At 67.2% G+C, this 20,800-nt stretch carries 16 protein-coding genes; 9 read left to right on the plus strand and 7 right to left on the minus strand.

Annotation, left to right across the window (positions count from 1 at the left end):
- Positions 1–34: 34 nt before the first annotated feature.
- Positions 35–3,238: a TonB-dependent receptor gene (locus tag GQR91_RS13410; protein ID WP_149682897.1), complete on the minus strand. Its 3,204-nt coding sequence runs from the start codon at positions 3,236–3,238 to the stop codon at positions 35–37.
- Between the two features lie 294 nt (positions 3,239–3,532).
- Positions 3,533–4,540, minus strand: a complete 1,008-nt coding sequence (locus tag GQR91_RS13415; RefSeq protein ID WP_174236651.1) for a zinc-dependent alcohol dehydrogenase family protein — start codon at positions 4,538–4,540, stop codon at positions 3,533–3,535.
- A 114-nt stretch (positions 4,541–4,654) separates the two neighbouring features.
- Here GQR91_RS13415 and GQR91_RS13420 point away from each other — a divergent pair, with 114 nt between their 5' ends.
- On the plus strand, positions 4,655–5,590 hold the full coding sequence (locus GQR91_RS13420) for a 3-keto-disaccharide hydrolase (protein ID WP_249042543.1): 936 nt from the start codon (positions 4,655–4,657) through the stop codon (positions 5,588–5,590).
- Positions 5,591–5,694: 104 nt separating this feature from the next.
- Entirely contained in the window at positions 5,695–6,684 is a 990-nt protein-coding gene (locus GQR91_RS13425; protein ID WP_211368610.1) for an SDR family oxidoreductase, read from the plus strand.
- 46 nt (positions 6,685–6,730) lie between these two features.
- On the opposite strand, the gene GQR91_RS13430 is transcribed toward GQR91_RS13425, so the two are convergent.
- The gene (locus GQR91_RS13430; RefSeq protein ID WP_149682896.1) at positions 6,731–7,531 is read right to left on the minus strand and encodes a class I SAM-dependent methyltransferase; all 801 of its coding nucleotides are present in this window, start codon (positions 7,529–7,531) and stop codon (positions 6,731–6,733) included.
- Positions 7,532–7,744: 213 nt separating this feature from the next.
- On the opposite strand from GQR91_RS13430, the gene GQR91_RS13435 reads away from it, so the two are divergent.
- Genes GQR91_RS13435 through GQR91_RS13460 form a run of 6 tightly spaced genes read left to right on the plus strand, consistent with a single transcriptional unit; the run spans position 7,745 to position 14,630 of the window.
- Positions 7,745–9,700 (plus strand): HAD-IIB family hydrolase, encoded by a 1,956-nt coding sequence (locus GQR91_RS13435; protein ID WP_235904094.1) that lies wholly within the window; start codon positions 7,745–7,747, stop codon positions 9,698–9,700.
- The gene (locus GQR91_RS13440; protein ID WP_149682895.1) at positions 9,697–10,848 is read left to right on the plus strand and encodes a glycosyltransferase; all 1,152 of its coding nucleotides are present in this window, start codon (positions 9,697–9,699) and stop codon (positions 10,846–10,848) included. The genes GQR91_RS13435 and GQR91_RS13440 overlap by 4 nt, the downstream gene beginning before the upstream one ends.
- The gene (locus tag GQR91_RS13445) at positions 10,845–11,750 is read left to right on the plus strand and encodes a glycosyltransferase family 2 protein (protein WP_149682894.1); all 906 of its coding nucleotides are present in this window, start codon (positions 10,845–10,847) and stop codon (positions 11,748–11,750) included. The genes GQR91_RS13440 and GQR91_RS13445 overlap by 4 nt, the downstream gene beginning before the upstream one ends.
- Positions 11,747–12,820 (plus strand): glycosyltransferase, encoded by a 1,074-nt coding sequence (locus GQR91_RS13450; protein WP_149682893.1) that lies wholly within the window; start codon positions 11,747–11,749, stop codon positions 12,818–12,820. The genes GQR91_RS13445 and GQR91_RS13450 overlap by 4 nt, the downstream gene beginning before the upstream one ends.
- Complete coding sequence (locus tag GQR91_RS13455; RefSeq protein ID WP_149682892.1) at positions 12,817–13,719, plus strand: polysaccharide pyruvyl transferase family protein; 903 nt, start codon at positions 12,817–12,819, stop codon at positions 13,717–13,719. Before GQR91_RS13450 ends, GQR91_RS13455 begins: the two co-directional genes overlap by 4 nt.
- Positions 13,716–14,630, plus strand: coding sequence for a glycosyltransferase family 2 protein (locus GQR91_RS13460; RefSeq protein ID WP_149682891.1), 915 nt, complete (start codon positions 13,716–13,718; stop codon positions 14,628–14,630). The genes GQR91_RS13455 and GQR91_RS13460 overlap by 4 nt, the downstream gene beginning before the upstream one ends.
- Here GQR91_RS13460 and GQR91_RS13465 read toward each other — a convergent pair.
- Together GQR91_RS13465 and GQR91_RS13470 are read right to left on the minus strand one after the other, a co-directional pair.
- Positions 14,602–15,462, minus strand: coding sequence for a hypothetical protein (locus GQR91_RS13465; RefSeq protein WP_149682890.1), 861 nt, complete (start codon positions 15,460–15,462; stop codon positions 14,602–14,604). The genes GQR91_RS13460 and GQR91_RS13465 overlap by 29 nt on opposite strands.
- A 14-nt stretch (positions 15,463–15,476) precedes the next feature.
- Positions 15,477–16,751, minus strand: coding sequence for a PQQ-dependent sugar dehydrogenase (locus GQR91_RS13470; protein WP_149682889.1), 1,275 nt, complete (start codon positions 16,749–16,751; stop codon positions 15,477–15,479).
- A gap of 131 nt (positions 16,752–16,882) precedes the next feature.
- On the opposite strand from GQR91_RS13470, the gene GQR91_RS13475 reads away from it, so the two are divergent.
- A complete protein-coding gene (locus tag GQR91_RS13475; protein ID WP_149682888.1) occupies positions 16,883–18,235 on the plus strand; it encodes a chloride channel protein in 1,353 nt (450 codons plus the stop codon).
- 3 nt (positions 18,236–18,238) lie between these two features.
- Here GQR91_RS13475 and GQR91_RS13480 read toward each other — a convergent pair whose 3' ends face one another.
- Both GQR91_RS13480 and GQR91_RS13485 read right to left on the minus strand, forming a co-directional pair.
- A complete protein-coding gene (locus GQR91_RS13480; RefSeq protein ID WP_160146813.1) occupies positions 18,239–18,697 on the minus strand; it encodes a thioredoxin-like domain-containing protein in 459 nt (152 codons plus the stop codon).
- 7 nt (positions 18,698–18,704) lie between these two features.
- Positions 18,705–20,798, minus strand: a complete 2,094-nt coding sequence (locus GQR91_RS13485) for a TonB-dependent receptor plug domain-containing protein (protein WP_160146812.1) — start codon at positions 20,796–20,798, stop codon at positions 18,705–18,707.
- Between the last annotated feature and the right edge of the window lie 2 nt (positions 20,799–20,800).

The raw sequence follows: 20,800 nt of genomic DNA on the forward strand, positions 1-20,800 counted from the left end.
CATGCGGGCGAGCGCCATCGGCGGCAATCCCCGATCAGAAGCGGAAGCGGCCACCCAGCAGGAAGCGGCGACGCAGCTCCTGCCCGAACCAGAGCTGGCTCTCGTCGCGGGCATAGGTGCGCAGTTTCTGTTCCGTCAGGTTGATGCCCTCGAACGACACCGCGAAATTGGGCGTGATGTCGTAGCTGATGTTGACGTCCAGCTGACCGAACGGCTTCGTGAACTCCGGATTGCGTGAACCCTGGCGGTTGATCCCCGACAGGAACTTGTCACGCCAGTTATAGGCGACGCGCGCCGACAGCCCATATTTGTCGTAGATCAGCGTCGCGTTGAACGTATCCGACAGGCCGAGCAGCGCGAACTGATCCTCTGACGGGCTGGCGCCGATGTTGAACCCGACATCGCCGCGCACCAGCGTATAGGCCGCCCCGACACCGAACCCGGTCGATCCGAAGAAATGCTGTCCGGCAACCTCCAGGCCGTAGATCTCGGCATCCCGGTTGTTGACCGGCTGCGTCACCTGGAACTGGTACAGCACGTCGGTGCCGTTGGCGATCACGTCGCGCGCGCTGTTGATCTGCTTGACGAAATCGTCGTTCAGCGAGCGGGTGGTGGTGTTGTAGTTCGCCTGGAACTGCGTGGTGGCCGCCGTGATCGACCCGGTCTGGTCGAGCAGGGCGGTCAGCGCGAACAGGTTCACGTCGCTCTGGTCGGCACCCAATGCCTGGAGCGCCGCGCGGGCCTGGCCCGACCGCGTGCCGGCCGCGCCCGAGCTGGGATCGCGCAGCCCGAACAGGTCGGAGGTGAATTGTCCGTTGCCGATGAAGTTGCGGACACGCTTGTCGAACAACCCGAGCGAGACATAGCTGTCGGGCTTGTAGTACCATTCGATCGACGCATCGAAATTGTCCGATTCCAGCGGCACCAGTTGCGCGTTGCCGGTCGATGCGGTTGCGATGCCGCCATTGGCGATCGGGCGCGGCGGGCCGTTCACGCTGGTGGAGGTGAACAGATTGCCATATTCCGGCCGGGCGATCGTCTTGCTGTACGATACGCGTCCGATCAGGTTCTGCTGCAGCTCAACCTGGAAATCGATCGACGGCAGGAAATTGTCGTAGCTGCCCCGATCGCGCAGATAGCTGCTCTGGTTCGAGATGACGACGGTGAAGTCGTTGTCGGACACCCAGTTGATGCCCGCCGGCACCGCCACCAGAGAGATGGAGCGCGATTTGGTCTTCTCGTACCGCAAACCACCGACCAGCGTCGCCGGTGCGTTGGCGATCTCGCCCTTCCAGGTGACCTGCGCATAGGCGGACCAGATCTTTTCCCGGACACGATTGTCTTCGTTGGTGGTGATGCCGACGGCGTTGGCGGCGCCCAGACCGGCATAATAAGGCGACAGGATGGAATAGATGCCGGCTGCGTTGCCGCGGAAGGCGATCTGCGACTCAGGATCGTTGCCGGGATCGAACTTCCGGAACTTGCAGATCAGGCAGAAGCTTTGCAGCGCGCCGGGCGCCAGCCGTTCGACGTCGCCGGGGTTGGTGATACCCCAGTCGCCCAGCGTCTGCTGGGTGGCGACGCGCGTCTGATCCATCACCGTGTTGCGGAAGTTTCCGCCGAAGTCGACACGGCTGCCCCCGCCAAGATCCCAGCCGAAATCTGCGCGGATCTCCTTCACCCGCTGTTCCTGCGACGAGGCGAAGGTGCGGCCGATCTGCGACCCTACTTGTGCCACCGTCAACGGCCCGTTGAGGGTGATGTCCTGCTTGGGGATGTCACCGCTATAATCCACCGAATGGGCGGTGACGACGTTCGCGCCCATGCCGACCAGCGTCGAGCTGGCGCCGTTGGGATTGTTGGGGTTGCTCGACGCCTTGCTGTAATGTCCGTCGATGTTGAGGGAGAAGTTGTCGGCAATGTCCCAGCGCATGTTCAGGCCGTAATCCTGAACCCGGCTTTTCTGCGCACGGTTCTGCGCTTCGAAGCCTTCATCCTTCGCGCCGTTGATCGTCTCGTGAAGATAGGTCGCGGTGGCGACCGTCGGGTTGCCGTCGAAGCGTACCTCGTCGAACGGGCGGCTGAACCAGTTCGACAGGTCCGACCGGATTTCCTCCTGCCGGTTCTGCGCAAACAGCGCATCGGCGGTCAGCGTTACCGTTTCGATCGGCTTGAATTGCAGCACCGCCTGCCCGTTGATGCGCTCGCGGCTGCCCTCGGCATAATGGTAGCGGCTGTCGTTCGGAACGCCGACCAGTTGGTTCGGATCGGTCGGCGCGCCGGTGATGACCGTGCTGCCGTCCGACCGCACGAACCCGCCCGACAGGAAAGTGCTGTAGGGAATGATGTTCCAGTCGTTGGAGGTCGCGCTGATCGAGGTGAAGTTGCGCTTCTGGTAGCTGCCGAACAGCGAAACGCCGAAACGGTCGGTCGGATCGGCCCAGTTCAGCACTCCGGACAATTCGGGCGTCACCTTCGATCCGCAATCCAGGCAGCCGTCCGTGCTGGTATCGTACAGCGCCTTGGCGCCGACGCTGCCGGTCAGGCCGCCCTTGCCGTCCAGGGGGCGCCGGGTGACGACGTTGATCGTCGCGCCGATACCGCCGGTCGGGATCGCGGCCCGCCCCGTCTTGTATACCTCCAGCGTCCGCACGCCCTCCGACGCCAGGTTGGAAAAGTCGAAGGAACGGCTGGAGCCCTGCGCCGTGTCGGCATTCTGGTCGCCGCCGACCACGGACACGTTCGCGGTCGCCAGCTGGCGCCCGTTGAGCGTCACCAGATTGTAGCTCGGCCCGAAGCCGCGCACCGTTACCAGTGCACCTTCGCCGTTCGTCCGGTTGATCGACACGCCGGTTATGCGCTGAAGCGATTCGGCCAGGTTGGTGTCGGGGAACTTGCCGATATCCTCGGCCGAGATCGCGTCCACGATACCGGTGGAGTTGCGCTTGATCGCGATCGACCGCTCCAGGCTGGCGCGGATACCGGTCACCACGATCTCGTCGCCGGTGCCGTCCGTGGCGGCGCTTTCCGACGCCGGCGCCGTTTGCGGCGTGGTTAGCTGGCCCGCCGCCGCAGCCGGATCGGCGGTCGTGCCCGGCGGGGTCGTCGGCTGCGCGTTCGTCGCCTCTGCCCCGGTTTGGGTTTGCGCAAATGCGGTGGTCGTCAATGTGAGACAGGTGGCGACCGCCACCAGGGATACCGACCGCGCGAGCGTCGACGTGAGACCACTGGCCTTCATATTTTGCCCCTCCTAATAGCGGGCCGTCCTTGTTCGGCCCATTCCTCCCACCGGTCAGATGCCGGCTTTGTGATCGCTACCATATGCCCGACGCGCGCCAAGCCGCAAGAGATAAGAATCGGTTTTTTCTACATTTTTACTTCGCGGGCGAAAGTCTTGGAAAAGGCGATACATGGCAATACTTTGGTATATTACTCCGTCAAATGATCGCTGCGGCGTTTGCAAAGAGTTCGGCAGAAACCCTGCATGCCATGAACGGTGGCGGGGCCCGCCACGGCAGGCCCCGCCACCGCATCACCATTCGACGCCGATCTTGCCGAAATGCGCGCCACCCATTTCGTAGCGGAATGCGTCGGCCAGAGCGTCCAGCGCAAAGCGGCGGTCGATGATCGGGCGGATCTCCGCGGCGTCCAATGCGCGGACAAAATCCTGCTGCTCACGCCTGCTGCCGACGATCAATCCTTGCAGCCGCGCCTGCCGCGCCATCAGGGCAGCGGTCGGCACCTCCCCACCAGCTCCCGTCAACACGCCGATCAGCGAGATGTGCCCGCCGACCCGCACCGCCTCGATCGACTGGGCCAGCGTCCCCGGTCCGCCGACCTCCACCACATGATCGACGCCCCGCCCCCCGGTCCAGTCGCGCACCACGCGACCCCAATCCTGCTGCTCCCGATAATTCAACGTGAACGCCGCACCCATGTCCCGCGCCCGTTCCAGCTTTTCGCCCGATGAGGAGGTGATCGCCACCGTCGCCCCCATCAAGCGGGCGAGTTGCAAGGCCCAGATGGAAACACCCCCGGTGCCCAGCAGCAGGACCGTGTCACCGGCCTTGATCCCGCCATCGACGACCAGCGCGCGCCATGCCGTCAGGCCTGCGGTGGTGATCGTCGCCGCCTCTACCGCGTCGAAGCCTTTGGGCGCACGGGTGAAGGCCGTTGCGGGCAGCACTACGAACTCCTGGGCGAAGCCGTCGATGCCGTCGCCGGGCGTGCGCGAAAAGTCACCCACGGTGGGCGTCCCATCCTGCCAATCGGGAAAGAAGCAGGACACGACCTTGTCGCCAACCGCGAACTCGCCGACGCCGGGTCCGACGGCCTCGACGGTGCCGGCGCCATCGGCCAGGGGGATGCGTCCGTCCGCGGCCGGCATCCGCCCGGTCGCCACGCCGAGATCGTGGAAGTTGAGCGAACTCCCATGCAATGCGACCCGGATCTCGCCCGGTCCTGGCTCGCCGGGATCGCGCCGGTCCTCCATCGCCAATCGGTCGAGGCCGATCGGGGCACGTAAAGCCATTGCCTTCATGTCATGGTCCTTGTCACTGTCGCGGGGCTTCGAACGCCCGAGAGTGCAGGATCGTCGCGTTTGCATTCGCCCGCCGTTCCGGTCACGTTCGCCGGCGAGGATTCGGGGACCATCATGCTGAAAAAACAAATGATATTTGCAGCGCTCCTGCTGCCGGCCGCGGCCTGGGCGCAAAGCTCGCTTGAACAGGCGCGCGCCATTGCAGGCGATCCGCCCGCTGCCCGGCAACGTCTGGTGCTGGCAGATCTGCCAAAGGCGACGGGCAAGGCCACCGCGCTATTCGACGGGCGCAGCCTGACCGGTTGGCAACCGTGGCTCGGCTATGCCGACCCGGCCCTGACCTATCGTGGCGATCCGAATGCGAAGCCGGTCGGCACCAGCCGCGATACGTCCGGCGACTTCGCCGTCAGGCGGGTGGACGGCGCATCCGCGATCTGGATCAAGGGGCAGACCTGGGGCAGTCTGGTGAACACCGCGGACCTGCGCGATTATCACCTGCGCCTGCAATATAAATGGGGCGCCAAGACCTGGGCACCCCGCGAAAAGGAGCCGCCGAACAACGGTTTGCTGTACCACACGCACGGCCAGCCGGGCGAGGTGTTCGGAACGTGGCGGCCGTCGGTGGAATTCGAGATCATGAAGGGGTCGACCGGCATGATCGTGATGGTCGGCGGCAAGGTACGTGCCCGCACGACGGTGGCGCTCGACCCCTCGCTGATCGCGCCGCACCTCCGCTTCCGTACAACCGGGCGCACCGTCGACATGGTGAACGGCACCGGCACCTGGAATGTCGAGGCGGGCAGCGATGCCGAACGCCCGATCGGTGAATGGAACACGCTCGACCTGTATGTGGTCGGCGACCGGGCGATCCACGTCGTCAATGGCGTGCCCGTGGCCGAAGCCCGCGATCTCGCGACGGTCGCGCCGGACGGCACCCGCCAGCCGCTGACGCACGGGCATATCCAGTTGCAGTCGGAGGGCGCCGAAACCTTCTTCCGCGCCATCACCGTGGAGCCGATCCGCACACTGCCTCGCATCGTGGTGAAATGATGGCAGAACCACCGCTCCCGAACCTTGGCGTTCGGAGCGGTGGCGGGCGGAACGGAACCGATCCGCCGATGCTTTGTGGACCGGTATATCCGGGAGATACGATCATGACCGACACAACACGTCGCACCTTTGTGACAGGGGCGGCGGTGGCCGCGGGCGCCGTCGCCGCGACGCAGGCGGGGGCCGCCGCACAGGGCGGCAAAGCCTCTGCTGCGACCACGCCCGCCGCGGGCGCCTATCCGAAGCCGCCCTACCCCGTTCAGCGTCAACCCTGGCCGGGCCTGGCATCCAGGATGACGCCGCGCCCCGACCATGGCGAGACGAGCTACAAGGGATCGGGCAAGCTGGCGGGGAAGCGGGCCCTGATCACCGGCGGCGACAGTGGCATCGGCCGGGCCGCGGCGATCGCCTATGCCCGCGAAGGCGCCGATGTCGCGATCAACTATCTGCCCGCCGAGGAGCCCGACGCGCGCGAGGTGATCGCGCTCATCCGCGCGGAGGGGCGCAAGGCGGTCGCGATCCCCGGCGATTTGCGCGACGAACGCTTTTGCCGGCGCCTGATCCAACAGGCGGCCGAACAGCTCGGTGGGCTGGATATCCTGGTCAACAACGCGGCGCGGCAACAGACCCGGCCCGGCATCGCAGACATTTCCGCCCAGGATTTCGACGATACGATGAAGACGAACGTCTACGCACCCTTTTGGCTGACCAAAGCGGCCGTGGAGCGGATGGGCGCGGGCGCGGTCATCGTCAACACCTCGTCCGAACAGGCCGGCGACCCGTCCCCCGACATCGTCGACTACGCCCTGACCCGCGCCGCGGTGCTGAACTTCACCAAGAGCATGGCCAAGCAACTCGCCAGCCGGGGTATCCGGGTAAACGCCGTGGCGCCGGGACCGTTCTGGACACCGCTACAGGTGAGTGGCGGCGCAACGCCGGACAAGCTGCGCAGCTTCGGCGAGACGACACCGCTCGGTCGGGCGGGACAGCCTGCCGAGATCGCGGCGCTCTATGTCGCCGCGGCCGATCCCAGCCTCAGCTATTCCACCGGACAGATTTTCGGATCGTCCGGCGGTAACGGTCAGCCCGCCTGATAGGGATCGCCCGGAAACGCGATCGAAACCGTTTCCGGGCAATGCCTTATTGCGGCTTCACGAACTTCAGCGTGAAGCGGTCGCTCTCGCCGATCGCGGCATATTTGGCGCGGTCGACATCCTTCAGGCGATAGGAGGGTGGCAGCGTCCATACGCCCTGCGGGTGATCGTGCGTGTCCTTGGGATTGGCGTTGACCTTCGACTCCCCGGCCAGACGGAAGCCCGCCTCCTGCGCCAGACGCACCACCGTCGAACGCTTGATATACCCGCTCGACTTTTCCCGCGCCGCATCCATCTCCTCGGGCAACCGATGGTCGACCACCCCCAGCACGCCCCCCGGCTTCAACGCATTATAAAACGCCTTGAACGTCCGCCCGGCCACCGCCGGATCATCCTGCATCAACAGGTTATGGACGTTGCGAAAGGTCAGCACCACGTCTGCGCTGCCCGCCGGCACGGTGGATACACCGGTCGCGAAATCGACCGTCCGGACCACCGTCTTGCCATAGGCGTCCGCCTTGGCAGCGAGCGCAGCGCTGGTGCGCTCCGCCTGCGATGTCGGCACCAGCGCGACATAGTGCCCGCGCCCCTTCACCATCGGTGCCAGGATAGCGGTATACCAGCCGCCACCGGGGATGAATTCGACCACCGTCTGCGTCGGTTTTACACCGAAGAAAGCCAGCGTCTCGGCCGGATGGCGATAACGATCGCGCGCTCGGTCTGCTTCGCTACGGGTAGAGGCGGCAACGGCGGCGGCAATGTCCTTGCCGGGCCGGACGGATTGCGCCGCAATGCCCGCGCTCCCCAGCGCGGCGACGCAGGCGAATGCAACGATGGGACTGGACATGGCGGGCCTCTCCTGAACGGCTGAATTACGGCGATCATGCCTCGCCATGGAGGCTGAAACAACCTCGCCACGGGTAGGTACGGCTGCGGCCGCCACGCCGATCCAACCGCTTGGAGCCAATCTGGGTTAGCAACGTTACATGCCAGCAATAAAATGGGGGCTGCGCTGCACATCATTCATCTCGCACTCGGCGGCTGTTTGAAAGCACCGCCTGTGACGTTCGGCATCACCGCTGATACCGGTGGCCATATCGCCTATGTTCTGGACGCTGCCGCCGCACAGGCACAGCGGCAATGCGTGGATGCGGTCAGCATCGTCACCCGCCTGTTCGATGATGCCGAACTCGGCACTGTGCATGCCCAGCGATCGGAACGGCTTGGGCCCAAGCTCACGATCGAGCGGATCGCCACCGACGATCGCCGCTATCTCGAAAAGGAGGAGCTGGCCGGCGACCTTGCGGCGTTTACGGAGGCATTCTGCCGGTATCTGGCCGCACTTCCCCGCCTGCCCGACGTGATCCACGCGCATTTCGCCGACGCCGCCGACGTCGCCCGCGCTGCCCAGAAGCGCTTCGGCATTCCCTTCGTCTATACCCCGCATGCGCTGGGCATCGACAAGCGCAGGCAGGGCTTTGCCGGCGATGCCCTGGAAGCGCGTATCGCGGCGGAGCGGAACGCGATCAGCCATGCCGATGCCATCATCGTGTCGACACGGGACGAAGCGGATCGGCAGATCGGCGGATACGGCATCACGGCAGCGGCGCGTGTGCATTGCCTGTCGCCGGGCGTGCCACATCGTGCTGCCACCAGCGGCGAGGAGACACTCGCCGATCATCTGGGCACGTGGTTCGACTATCCCGATCTGCCCATCCTGCTCGCGATCGCGAGGCCGGTCCGCAAGAAGAACCTTGCGGCGTTGCTGCGCGCCTATGCCGCCGATCCGGCGCTGCGATCCGCTGCCAACCTCGTGATCCTCGCCGGTCAGCACGACCATGCGACGGGTGAGGAACGCGCCGTGCTGGACGAGCTGGCGGCGCTGGCGGCGAATCCGCTGCTTCGCGGGAAAGTCGCGCTGCCTGCACGACACGGCGCGGCCGATGTCGCTGCACTCTACGCACGCGCGGGCCGGGGCGGCGTGTTCGTCAATCCCGCGCTGCATGAACCGTTCGGCTTGACCGTGATCGAGGCCGCTGCGGCGGGTGTCCCCGTGGTCGCTACCTGCAACGGTGGACCGGTGGAGATCGTCGCCGCGCTCGGCCACGGTCTGCTGGTCGATCCGCGCGACTATGCGGCGATCGCGGATGCCTGTCATACGCTCATCGGCGATGCGAACCGCCACGCCACGCTCGCCGCGTCGGCACTGGCGCGGGTCGATCGCTATAGCTGGGATCGTTATGCGGCTTCGTCGATCGCCGTCTATCGCACGGCGGGGCAGCCGCGGCTGCTGGCCTCCGATATTGACAACACGTTGACCGGCTGTGTGGAAAGCGCGCGCGCCTTTGCCGACTGGGCAAGCGTTCGCGACATCCCGTTCATCGTGGCGACCGGGCGCTCGTTCCATGATGCGCGCACTGTACTTGGCGCATGGAACCTGCCTCAGCCGGATGCCTATATCGTCGATGTCGGCACGCGGATCATGCGGCGGGATGACGACGGGAACTGGCGCGCGTGCCCTGATTACGCCGCACTGCTCGACCGGGACTGGGACCGCGATGCAGCGGTGAAGGCGCTGGCGCCGCTTTCGCTGACCGCGCAACCGCATGCGGTGCAGACCCGGCACAAGATCAGCTTCTTTGGCGACGAGGCCACGGTCGCCACCATTCGCCATGCGCTGGCCGATGCAGGAGTGGCCGCGCGCGTCATCTTTTCGCATGGCCACCTGATCGATGTGCTGGCACCGGCCGGCGGCAAGGCCGCTGCCATTGCCGCCTATGCCGGTCGAATGGGACTGCCCCTGTCGGCGTGTCTCGCTGCGGGCGACAGCGGAAACGATGCTGATATGCTGGCGGCGTGCGGCCATGCCATCGTCGTTGCCAACGCCGACACCGATCTCGACCATCTGGAACCGAGACCGGGATTGTACCGGACTGCGGCACCTCATGCCGCCGGCGTATTGGAGGGGCTGGCGCTGCATGGACTGGCGTCCGCACCGCTGCAGGTGGCGGCATGACCCGCCCCTTCGGCTATTTCGTCCACCATCAGGGCCGCGGCCACGCCGAACGCTGCGCCGCCATCGCCCGCGCCCTGCCGCCCGGACGCCCCCTCACCATCTTCTGCGCACGCGACGACATCTTCCCGTCGCTGCCGGATCATGTTGAACGCATTCGCATTCCCTCGCTCTTCGAGGTAACGGGTGCGGAAGCGGGAACGATGGATTGGGTGCCGACGCCCGATACGCTGCACTGCGCGCCCTTGGGCTGGCCCGGCATACGGCGCGCGATGGCGACGATCACCGCGTGGTTCGACCATGCCGACCCTGCGCTCATGATCTGCGACGTGTCTGCCGAAATCGCGCAACTGGCCCGCATCTGTTCGGTGCCGCACGTCAAGATCCTCCAGCATGGCGAACGTGGCGATCCCGGTCACCGCGCGGCCTATGACGGTGCTGCCGGACTGCTCGCGCCCTTTCATGCCGATCTTGCGCAGAGCGATTGGGATGCCGGAATGCGCGCCCGTACCTGCTTTGCCGGCGGCCTTGGCGTGGACACCCGCGTTCCCGAGCGCGAAGTGGCTCGCCAGCGCGTTGGCATCGCACCGGGCGAGGAAATGATCCTCGTGGTCGCGGGCGGCGGCGGCGGCGGTTTCGCGCAGGCGCCGCTTGGTGTCGGCGCCCGCACCCGCCCGAACGCGCGCTGGATCACCATCGGCCCGGTGCAGCGCGACTGGCACGCGACCGAACCCGCCAATATCGAACATCGCGGCTGGGTGGATGATGCGGCGGATCATATCGCCGCCGCTGACATCGTCATCGCCTCGACGGGCAACACCACCTGTCAGCAGATTTTGGCCGCCGGCCGCCCCTGGCTGGCGGTGCCCGAATGGCGCTATTTCGACGAACAGCATTGCAAGGCCGACGCGCTCGCCCGCGCCGGGGTCGCCACCGTCCGCCCCCATCTGCCATCCTCGGCCAGCGGGTGGAGCCAGGCGCTGGCCGACACGCTGGCTGCCCATGACCCTCACCGGCAACGCAGCATGATCGACGATGCACCTGCCGAGGCGACCGCCCGCTGGCTGGAGGCGCTTGCCGACCGGCTTTGGACGCCCTGTTCCACCCCCGCCCCTTCCCACCCCATGCCGAACGAGCAACCATCCGCATGACCCAGATTTCCGTCGTCACCTTGGCCAAGGGCCGCCCCGACCACCTCGTCAACCTCGTCCACGGCCTGTCTCGGCAGACGCAGCAGCCCACCGAACTGATCGTCGCGGTGATGCAGGATGCGCTCTATGTGCTGCCCGACGCGCCCTTCCCCATTCGTCAGATGCAGATCGTCGGCGACGCGCTGCCCCTGGCCGAAGCGCGCAACGCCGCGGCGCGCGCCGCCATCGGCGAGATGATCGTCTTTCTCGACATGGACTGCATCCCTACGCCGACGCTGGTCGCGGATTATGCCGGGTTCCTGGCGGACTATGACGGGCTGTTGATGGGCGAGGTCATGTATCTGCCGGGCGGCGCCACGGCCGGCGACTGGTCCTTCGACCGTTTTGCCGAGGTCGCGGTGAAGCATTCCGACCGGCGCGGTCCCCCGCCCCGCGGGATCGAGCGGTGCGAGGATTATCGCTGCTTCTGGTCGCTCAACTTCGCGATGCGGCGCGACACCTTTCTCGGCGTCGGCGGGTTCGACGAACGCTATGCCGGCTATGGCGGCGAGGATACCGATTTCGGCAAGACGCTGGATCAGGCGGGTGTGCCGATCGCCTGGGTGAAGGGCGCGCTGGCGTATCACCAATATCACCCGCATCACATGCCGCCCGTCCACCATCTGGACAGCGTGGTACGCAATGCGCAACTCTTTGAGGAGAAATGGGGCTATCGCACCATGGGCCACTGGCTGCACGCCTTTGGCCTGATGGGCCTGATCGACCATGCGCCGGGCCGGCCGATCCGCATCCTGCGCCGCCCCGATGCCGAGGATCTGGCCTTGACCGGGCAGCAGAGTCATCAGCCCTATGCCAACACCGCCACCGTCATTCGCCTGCTGGAAGCGCGCGTCGCGGCATGAGGATCGCGGTCCTCGGCCATGTCCGCCAGCGCATCGCGCAACCCTTCGCCGGGGGCATGGAGTCGCATTGCTGGCATCTGGCGGCGGGGCTTCAGGCGCGCGGCCATGATGTCGTGCTGTTCGCGTCCGGCGACAGCGATCCCCGCTTCACCATCGATCCCGTCCTGCCGACCCATTACGAGGCGACCTTCCCTTGGGCGGAGCATCGCGGCTCTGCACCGCTGATCGCGCATCTCGACGGCGGCTATGACGCAGCATGCGACCGGATCGCGGCCGGTGGGTTCGACGTGGTGCACAATAACAGCCTGCACCGCTTCCCGATCGAGCCGGGTCGCACGGCCACGGTGCCGACCGTGACCTCGCTCCACGTTCCGCCCTATGACGCGCTGCATTGGTTCGTCCGGGCCAGTGCAGTGCCGACCCACCGGTTGACCGTGACCTCCGCCCGGCAACTTACCGCATGGTGGCCGGAGGGGGCGCCGCCCGAGGCATCCGTGCTGCACAATGGCATCGACCCCGCCCTGTGGCCGTTCGTCGCCCAAGGAGACGGCAGCGCCGCATGGTGCGGGCGGATCACCCCGAACAAGGGCCCGCATCTGGCCGCGCAGGCAGCGCGGATCGCGGGCGTGCCGCTCACCCTGTTCGGCCCGGTCGAGGACCCCGACTATTGGCATGCCGAGGTAGAGCCGCTGCTCGGCGGCGACATCCGCTATGGCGGGCATCTGGGCGGCGCGGCGCTCGCCGCTGCGATCGGCCAAGCCTCCGTCTTCGTCTTCACGCCCTGCTGGGACGAGCCTTTCGGACTGGTCGCCGTCGAGGCGATGGCATGCGGCCTGCCGGTTGCCGCATTGGACATGGGCGCCGCGCGCGAGATCGTCGGGGAGGCCGGATGCTTCGCCACCGCCGGCGACGTTCCCGGACTGGCGGACGCGATCCTCACGGCCATGGCCCTGCCGCGAGACGTCGCCCGCAAGCGCGTGGAGCGATCCTTCACCCACGACCTCTGGCTCGACCGCTGCGAGGCCTTGTACCGCGACGTGGCCACCGCGCGGACGCCGCTCGCCGCATGACGACGGCGAACGCTATCCAGCAGGCCCTCGACCAGCTGTATCGTACCCATGTCGGGCCCGGCGACCCCTATGCCCTGGTCGACTTTCCGGACCACGCCAATGTCGGCGACAGCGCGATCTGGCTCGGCGAAATCGCGATGCTGCGCGGGGTAACCGGGCGCGAGCCCGCCTATGTCTCCACATGGCATGATTTCGATGCCGAGGCTTTTCGCCGCGCCTGTCCGACGGGGACGCTGTTCCTCCATGGCGGTGGCAATCTCGGCGATATCTGGCCGCACCATCAGCAGTTTCGCGAGCATATCTTGGCGACGGTCCATGACCGCGCGGTGGTGCAGCTGCCGCAGTCCATCCACTTCCGGAACCCCGACGGCGTGGCGCGCTTCGCCGGCCTCGCCATCGAACATCCGGATTTCACGCTCTACGTCCGCGACCGGCCGAGCCTCGATTTCGCAAACGCGCACCTGTCCTGCCCCACGCATCTCGCGCCCGATTCCGCCTTCGCGCTGGGCCACCAGCCGCGCGCACCCGCAGATTGCGACGTCCTGATGCTGCTGCGCACCGACGACGAGCGGCGCGATCATGCCACGATACCGTCCGCCGGCAACACCATGGTCGATTGGCTGGAGGACGATCCCGACCTGCCCCGCGCCTTTACGTCGCAGGCCAAGGCACGCGTCGACCGCGGTCTGCGCCTGCTGTCGCGTGGGCGCGTCATCGTGACCGATCGGCTGCACGGCCATATTCTGGCCGACCTGCTCGGCATTCCCCACGTCGTGCTCGACAACGACTATGGCAAGATCGCCGCCTATCTGGCGGCATGGGCGGGGTCGGAACGGGTGCCGGCGATCCGCGCCACGACCATGGCGGAGGCGGAGCGCGCGGCCGCGCAATTGGCATGATCGAAATCTCACTGCTGATCTGCACCCGCAACCGCAGCACCTCGCTCGGCACGACGTTGGCGTCGGTCGCCCATGCGGTTGCGCAGGCACCCGATACGGCCGTCGAGGTGATCCTGGTCGACAATGGATCGAGCGACGATACACCCGACGTGCTGGCCAGCTGGTGCGCGGCACAGGCCTTCCCCGTCCGGCTGGTCCGGGAGGATCGCCCCGGCCTCGCCGCCGCGCGCAATGCCGGACTGGCCGTGGTGCGGGGGCGGATCATCGCGATGACCGACGACGATTGCGTCCTGCACGCCGACTATTTCCCCGCGCTCGTCCGCGCCTTCGATGAAGCGCCCGGCCCGGCGGTGATCGGCGGGCGCATCCTGCTCGGCGATCCACGCGACCTGATGGTCACGGTGAAGCTGGAGGATCATCCGATGGTCGCCGACCCCCGCGGCTTTCCCGGCGGTTTCGTCATGGGCGCCAATCTGGCGTTCGGCGCGGACGTGCTGGCGCTGGTCGGACCGTTCGACGAACGTTTCGGCGCCGGCGCGCCCTTTGTCGCGGCGGAGGATACCGATTTCCTGTTCCGCGCCACCGGGCTGGGCATTCCCCTGCGCTACGATCCGCGCATGACGGTCGATCATCATCACGGCCGCCGCGACACGCGCGAGGAACGGCAATTGCTGACCGGCTACAGCTTCGGCGACGGCGCGCTCTATGCCAAGCATCTGTTCCGCGATGGCCGGGTGCTGCGTGCGATCATGCGCGACGTCGGCGACCTGCGCCGCGACCTGCGCGATCCGGTAAGGACGCATGCCGGCATCCGCCGCTTCTACGGCTTCCGCCTGTTCCACAAGGCGCGCGGCCTGTGCGCCTATTGGCGCCGGTCAGGCGTCACCAGGCCAGGGCCAGCGACAACGTAGCATGGGGCACCAGGGTCGCGGTGGTGCCCGCCGGCGCATCCAGCCGGCGCAGGCGATCGTCGCGGACCAGTGCCAGTATTTCGGCCTGTACCGTCGCCTTGGCCCCGCCGATCCGCACCGGCTGCGCCAGCGACAGGCCGCCGCTGGCATAGGCGCGGTCGCCACTGTCGGCGGCATAGAAGCCGTGCCAGCCGACGCCGCCCATGACAGGCACGGCCAGCGTCGGCCCATCCTCCCGCTCCGTCAGCGCAAAGGACGGCGCGATCCCGCCGATCGTGTAGAAGCCGCCCTGCCCCCGCGTTCGCCGCGTCACCGCGAAACGCGGCTTCAGCCAGCCGACCGCATCGTCGCCGGTGTAGAGAAAGGTCGCACTCGCCTCATGCGTGGTCGATGCGATGCCGTTAGGACTGGCCTTGATTGCATAGGCGAGCGCAGCCGTCAGCCCCGCGGCGGGACGCCATGCCAGGCTGACGATCGAATTGCTCTCATACCATGCGCGCGGCGACGCCCGTTCATCCGCCCGCGGCGCATGGAAGCCGTTGGAGCTTTGCCCGACCAGAAACAGCGCGCCCGCATCGCCCTGCCCCCGCCGCAGGACCAGCGCGCCACCGATCGACAGATGCACCGGCACCCGGTCCAACCCGGCGTCGTCATCGTCATAGGCTCCGCGCGCATAATCGCCATTGCGCACATCGAACGAGATGACGGGATGAGCGGTGCCTTCCCGAACATCGATTTCGGACAGCGTCGCATCCTCGGTATCCACGAACGGGATCGTCTGTGCAGCCGCCGGTGCGGCGGCCAGACACGCCGCCGCTACCGGGATCGTCACCCTGCAAGCTGGGGTCACGCGGTCCGGCGAACCAGCCATACCGTGTCGCCGGCATCGTCGATGACGAACACCGCGCCGTCGTCGCGCGTCTGGATGCTCACCGGCCGGCCATAGACGTCACCCTTTTTCGCATCGGCGACGAAGCCGGTTAGGAACGGTTGCGGCTCACCGGTCGGGCGTCCCGCGGCAAACGGCACGGCCAGCACGTCATAGCCGCTGAAGCTCGACCGGTTCCACGATCCATGCCGCGCGACGAAGGCCATCGGCGACCCCGCCCCCTTCGAAAAGGCAAGGCCGAGTGCGGCGCTATGCGGCCCGACCGCGACATCGGGCATCAGCGTCGTCGCCAGCAGATCGCGCCGCTCATTGGCGTGGCGCGGGTCCTGCTTTCCATAATAGCTGTAGGGCCAGCCATAGAAGCCACCCTCACGAACGCCGACCAGATAATCCGGAGCGATGTCGTCGCCGATCTCGTCCCGCTCGTTCACCGCGGTCCACAGCGTCGAGGACGCCGGCGCCCACGCCATGCCGACGGGGTTGCGCAGGCCCGAAGCATAAAGCCGCTCGCGTCCCGTCGCCAGGTCGATCGCCAGGATGGCGGCGCGACGCTTCTCCTCGTCCATGCCATATTCACCGACATTGGAGGCCGATCCGACCGATACGTAGAGCGTGCGCGCGTCCGGGCTGAGCAACAGGTTGCGCGTCCAGTGATTGTTATACCCGCCCGCCGGCAGCGACACGATCGTGCGCGGCGCGGCGGTGATCCGCGTCTGCCCCGGCTGATAGGGGAAGCTGATCACCCCGTCCGTATTGGCGACATAGAGCCGTCCATTGGCATATTGCATGCCGAACGGCTGGTTCAGCCCTTCGCGCAACACGAAGCGTTCCTCCGCCACACCGTCGCGGTTCGCATCACGCAACAGGGTGATGCGATTGGCGCTGAAGCCGGTCGTCTTCGACAGCGCCTGACCGCGTTGCACTTCGGGATCGGCGTCCAGCTTCGGCTTGGTGCGGGCCTCGGCCACCAGAACGTCGCCATTGGGCAGCAGCAGCGCCTGGCGCGGATAATCCAGTCCGCCCGCGAATTTCACCACCTCGAACCCAAGCGGTGCAACCGGCTTGCGTCCGTCCGGCCAGCCGATCGTGCGTGGATGATTGACCACCGACTCCGTCGCATAGGGTTCCGGCTGATCCTTCAGGCCGATCACGCGCTGCGCCTGCTGGGCATGAGCGGTGCCGGCGATCAGCGTCGTGGCGAGGATGCAGCGGGCGATGGTGTTTCTGGTCATGACGGCTCCCGATTGTATCGCCACAAAACCGCCCGAGACGGCCTTATATCCCTTGCGAACCGGGATCGTCCGATTGCGCGCATACGGCCATGCTGGGATGACGCCGGGTCGATCCCGGTTTAGAAGACGCCATGACCGGACCGATCGACCGCTGGATACGCGTGACACGCTGGACGCCGTCACGCTACCGGGCCTTGCTGCGCGCCCGTGGTCCGCGCTCCGTGCAGTTTCGCACGCGGGCCGCCATTCTGGCCGGGGCGATCCTAATCGGCATCGTCGCCACGCTTTTTGCGCTCGCCGCCGACTGGGCGAGCGAAGTCTTTTCCGATTACGCGCACCGTTGGCGCTGGCTGCCGCTGGCGACGACGCCATTGGCCTTCATGGCGCTGGTCTGGGTGACCCGCCGCTATGCGCCGCTCGCACGCGGGTCCGGCATTCCACAAGTCATTGCCGCACAGGCGGACCCGAACGGCGCCACCTCGACGCTGATCTCCGTCCGCACCGTCGCTGCCAAGGCGGCGTTGACGATCGGCGCCGTGTTCAGCGGCGCATCGGTCGGGCGCGAGGGGCCGACCGTGCAATTGGCCGCCGCCATCATGGGGTTCACGCATCGGCTGGTGCGGGTGCCCTTGCGCGGCGGCGTCCTCATCGCGGGTGGCGCCGCCGGGGTGGCCGCCGCGTTCAACACGCCGCTCGCCGGATTGCTGTTCGCGATCGAGGAACTGGCCTCCGCCTATGAACAGCGGGTAACGCTGCTGGTGCTCGCCGCGATCGTCATCGCCGGCATGGTCGCGCAGTCGGTGCAGGGCGATTATGTCTATTTCGGCGCGATCGGTGCGCACATGCCCTTGATGTCGGCCCTGCTGGTCGTGCCGGTGGCGGGCATCGTCGGCGGCGTGGCCGGCGGTGTGTTCTCACGCCTGCTCCTCGCCATGGCACTGGGCCGGAACCGGGTAACGCGCTGGTCGCGCGCCTACCCGGTGCGTTTCGCCGGCCTGTGCGGGGCGATCGTCGCGATTCTTGGCGTGTCCACCGGGCTTACCTGGGGCACCGGCTATTTCCCGGCGCGTGCGATGATCGTCGGGGTGGATGCGCCCTTGTGGTTCGGCCCGGCCAAATTCCTTGCCACCGCGGTGACCGCTATCGCGGGGCTGCCGGGTGGCATCTTCGCGCCCTCGCTGGCGACGGGGGCCGGGGTCGGCAATCTCCTGCGCGGCCTTTTCCCGAACGAGCCGGCCAGCGCGGTCGTCATCCTGGGCATGGTCGCCTATTTCGCCGGTGTCGTTCGCGCGCCCCTCACTGCGGTCATCATCCTGTCGGAAACTACCGCCAGCCGCGGGCTGATGCTCCCGATGTTCGCCACCGCCTTCATCGCCGATGCCGCCAGCCAGTGGGTGTGCCGCGAAAGGCTCTACCACGGCCTGTCGCGCACCTTCGCAACCCCCGCGCCCTCAGCCCCAGCGCCCTCAACCTCGGCGCCCTGAACCTCAGCGCACGGCATCCAGAAAAGCGGCCGGCACGCTCACCCCGTCGCCGCGCCAACTCGATCCCAGCACGCCACCGTCCCGGTCGAGCAGCAACAGGCCCGGCAACGCCGTACCGCCCAGCCCCCGCAGGCGTCTGCGCGCCGGATCGTCGTGGCGCACGAGCAGCCAGGGCATCCGCTCGCGCATGACGTAATCCCGGTGCGCGCGGAGCTCGGCATCGTCGCCGGCATAGACGATCTCGGCGTCCGATCCGCTTTCGGCCAGACGGCGATGGGCGGCTTTCAAGGTCGGGAGGAACGCCCGGCACGGCCCGCACCAGCTCGCCCCGCAATAGACCAGCAGCCGCCGGGTCGCCGGTGCCAGTCCGGCGGGTATCAGGCGCCCCCGGTCCAGCCGCTCCAGCCTCGGCGCCGCCGTGGCCGTCACGCCGCCGGGTATCGCCAGCAGGCCCGCCAGCATCGTCCGCCTAGAAATGCGCACGGGCCTGCACGAACAGGGTGCGCGGGCTGCGCGGGCCATAGACATAGTCGCTGTCGCGCGTCGCACCCGTTTCCAGGTCGCGCTGGCGGGCATCGGTGACGTTGCGCAACCCCAGCGTCACGTCGATCTCGCGGTCCTGACCGACCGGCAAGTGGCGCGTCGCGCTCAGGTCGGCGACCAGAAAGGCGGGACTGCGCCGGATCACACCCAGCCGATTGTTCAGCACATCCATCGGCCCGACATAGCGCACGCCCAGAAATCCATCGAGCCGCGGCGAAAGCGTCCACACGGCCTGCCCGATCGCGTTCCAGCGGGGGCTCTTCAGGTAGCGCCGGGTGAAGAGCTGCCGCCACTCCCCCTCGAACACCCGCTGCGCATCATCATACCGTGCATCGATCCACGCCGCGCCCACCGTCAGCCGCAACCGCGCGTTCACCCGCACGCTGGCATTCAGCTCGGCCCCCGTCACCGTGCTGCCTCCCGCATTGTCCCGCAACTGGAACAGGCCGCCGGCGTCCTCGCGAATTTCGCTCAGAAAGAAGGTGTTGCGGATGGTGGTGCGATAGAATTGCCCGTCCAGCGTCAGCGCCCCGCTCCCCCACCCCGGCCGCCAGTCGAACCCCAGCGCCAGACTATCCGCCCGCTCCGCCTCCAACCCCCCCGCATTACGCACCCGCACCGGCTCCGCGCCCAACACCGCGACATGCACATCCTCGCTGAAGATCTCCGGCGCGCGGTATCCGGTCGACCAGTTTGCCCGTACCACCAATGGTGGCGACGGCGACCACCACAACCCGATCCGCGGCGAGGCGATCACGTCGTCCAGCACCGAACTGCGATCGATCCGCGCTCCGAGCAGCAACCGGACCGCGCCCGACAGCGACCATTCGTCCTGCGCGAACGCCCCCAGTGTGGAAAAGCTTCCCTTGCTCAGCGTACCCAGAAAGCGCCCATCCGCGTCGAGATTGCGATCATCCACGCGCTCGCCGCGATATTGCACGCCCAGTTGCACGTCATGCGCCCCGCGGGTGGCGGCAAGGCGCAGTTCGCCGAAGTGCAGCGTGTCGCGCGTCGCGCCATATTGTCGGCGACTGACCGCCTCGGCCGCGGCAAATGCCGCCGCATCATAGCCGGGTGCGGCGGGATCGATCTCCACATCGCCCAGCCCGCCATAGAAGCTGTCGCGCGTGACATGCGACAGCGCATATATGCCCGTCAGCGTCGTCGCCTCCGCAAGCCTCTGCTCGACGCTCAGGCTGGCGCGGTGCACGCGACTGTCCACCGCCTCCGCGATATTGGCGAGGTGCGGTGCACGGTTCAGCAGATTGCCGCCGCGCCGCTGCTCGTCGCTATACTGGTAATCGACCGCTACCCGCGTCGCTACGCCGACCGCCACGTTGCCCCGCACGCCCCCGCTCCACTGCCGCAACCGCGCCAGTTCGGTATAGCCGTCGCCGTTCAGGTCCACCCCCGGTTGACGCGCGACCTGTCCATACACGCTGAGCGCCCCGCCGCCGCCCAGCGCCAGCGTCCCCATCGCGGAGCCCGTTACCGCACTCTCCCCCGCCAGCCGACCATGATCCAGCGTGGCGCGTATCCCGGAGCGCAGCGGTTTGACCGGCAGGACGTTGACCACACCCGCCACCGCGCCCGGCCCGTACAGCGCGGAGCCGCCGCCCTTCACCACCTCGATCCGGTCGATCAGCACCGCGGGCAGTTGCTCCACCCCGTACACCGCGGCGACGCCGCTGACCAAGGGCAGCCCGTCGAGCAGGATCTGGTTGTACACCCCCGGCAGCCCCAGCAACTGGATCTCGGTCGTGTTGCAATTCTGGCAGTTGCTCTCCGACCGTGCGCCCGGCAGCCAGTCCAGTGCATCGGCCAGGCTGCGCGGCGCGGTAGCGGTCAGGATGGTTTCACCGATGATATCGGTCCTGACCGGCGCCTCGCGCACCGTGCGCGGCGTGCGCGTTCCCGTCACCACGATATCGCCGGATGGCGCCCCGGCCTGCGCCTGCACCGCCGCCGGGCACGTCGACGCGGCAAACAGAATGATGACGTGGCACATTGATTTAGCCATGG

This window comes from Sphingomonas carotinifaciens, assembly GCF_009789535.1.
GTDB classification, from domain to species: Bacteria; Pseudomonadota; Alphaproteobacteria; order Sphingomonadales; family Sphingomonadaceae; genus Sphingomonas; species Sphingomonas carotinifaciens.

Excerpts from the sequence above, each read along its gene's own strand:
- GQR91_RS13410 (WP_149682897.1), bottom strand. The coding sequence starts at position 3,238 with ATGAAGGCCAGTGGTCTCACGTCGACGCTCGCGCGGTCGGTATCCCTG.
- GQR91_RS13415 (WP_174236651.1), bottom strand. The coding sequence starts at position 4,540 with ATGAAGGCAATGGCTTTACGTGCCCCGATCGGCCTCGACCGATTGGCG.
- GQR91_RS13420 (WP_249042543.1), top strand. The coding sequence starts at position 4,655 with ATGCTGAAAAAACAAATGATATTTGCAGCGCTCCTGCTGCCGGCCGCG.
- GQR91_RS13425 (WP_211368610.1), top strand. The coding sequence starts at position 5,695 with ATGACCGACACAACACGTCGCACCTTTGTGACAGGGGCGGCGGTGGCC.
- GQR91_RS13430 (WP_149682896.1), bottom strand. The coding sequence starts at position 7,531 with ATGTCCAGTCCCATCGTTGCATTCGCCTGCGTCGCCGCGCTGGGGAGC.
- GQR91_RS13440 (WP_149682895.1), top strand. The coding sequence starts at position 9,697 with ATGACCCGCCCCTTCGGCTATTTCGTCCACCATCAGGGCCGCGGCCAC.
- GQR91_RS13445 (WP_149682894.1), top strand. The coding sequence starts at position 10,845 with ATGACCCAGATTTCCGTCGTCACCTTGGCCAAGGGCCGCCCCGACCAC.
- GQR91_RS13450 (WP_149682893.1), top strand. The coding sequence starts at position 11,747 with ATGAGGATCGCGGTCCTCGGCCATGTCCGCCAGCGCATCGCGCAACCC.
- GQR91_RS13455 (WP_149682892.1), top strand. The coding sequence starts at position 12,817 with ATGACGACGGCGAACGCTATCCAGCAGGCCCTCGACCAGCTGTATCGT.
- GQR91_RS13460 (WP_149682891.1), top strand. The coding sequence starts at position 13,716 with ATGATCGAAATCTCACTGCTGATCTGCACCCGCAACCGCAGCACCTCG.
- GQR91_RS13470 (WP_149682889.1), bottom strand. The coding sequence starts at position 16,751 with ATGACCAGAAACACCATCGCCCGCTGCATCCTCGCCACGACGCTGATC.
- GQR91_RS13475 (WP_149682888.1), top strand. The coding sequence starts at position 16,883 with ATGACCGGACCGATCGACCGCTGGATACGCGTGACACGCTGGACGCCG.
- GQR91_RS13480 (WP_160146813.1), bottom strand. The coding sequence starts at position 18,697 with ATGCTGGCGGGCCTGCTGGCGATACCCGGCGGCGTGACGGCCACGGCG.
- GQR91_RS13485 (WP_160146812.1), bottom strand. The coding sequence starts at position 20,798 with ATGGCTAAATCAATGTGCCACGTCATCATTCTGTTTGCCGCGTCGACG.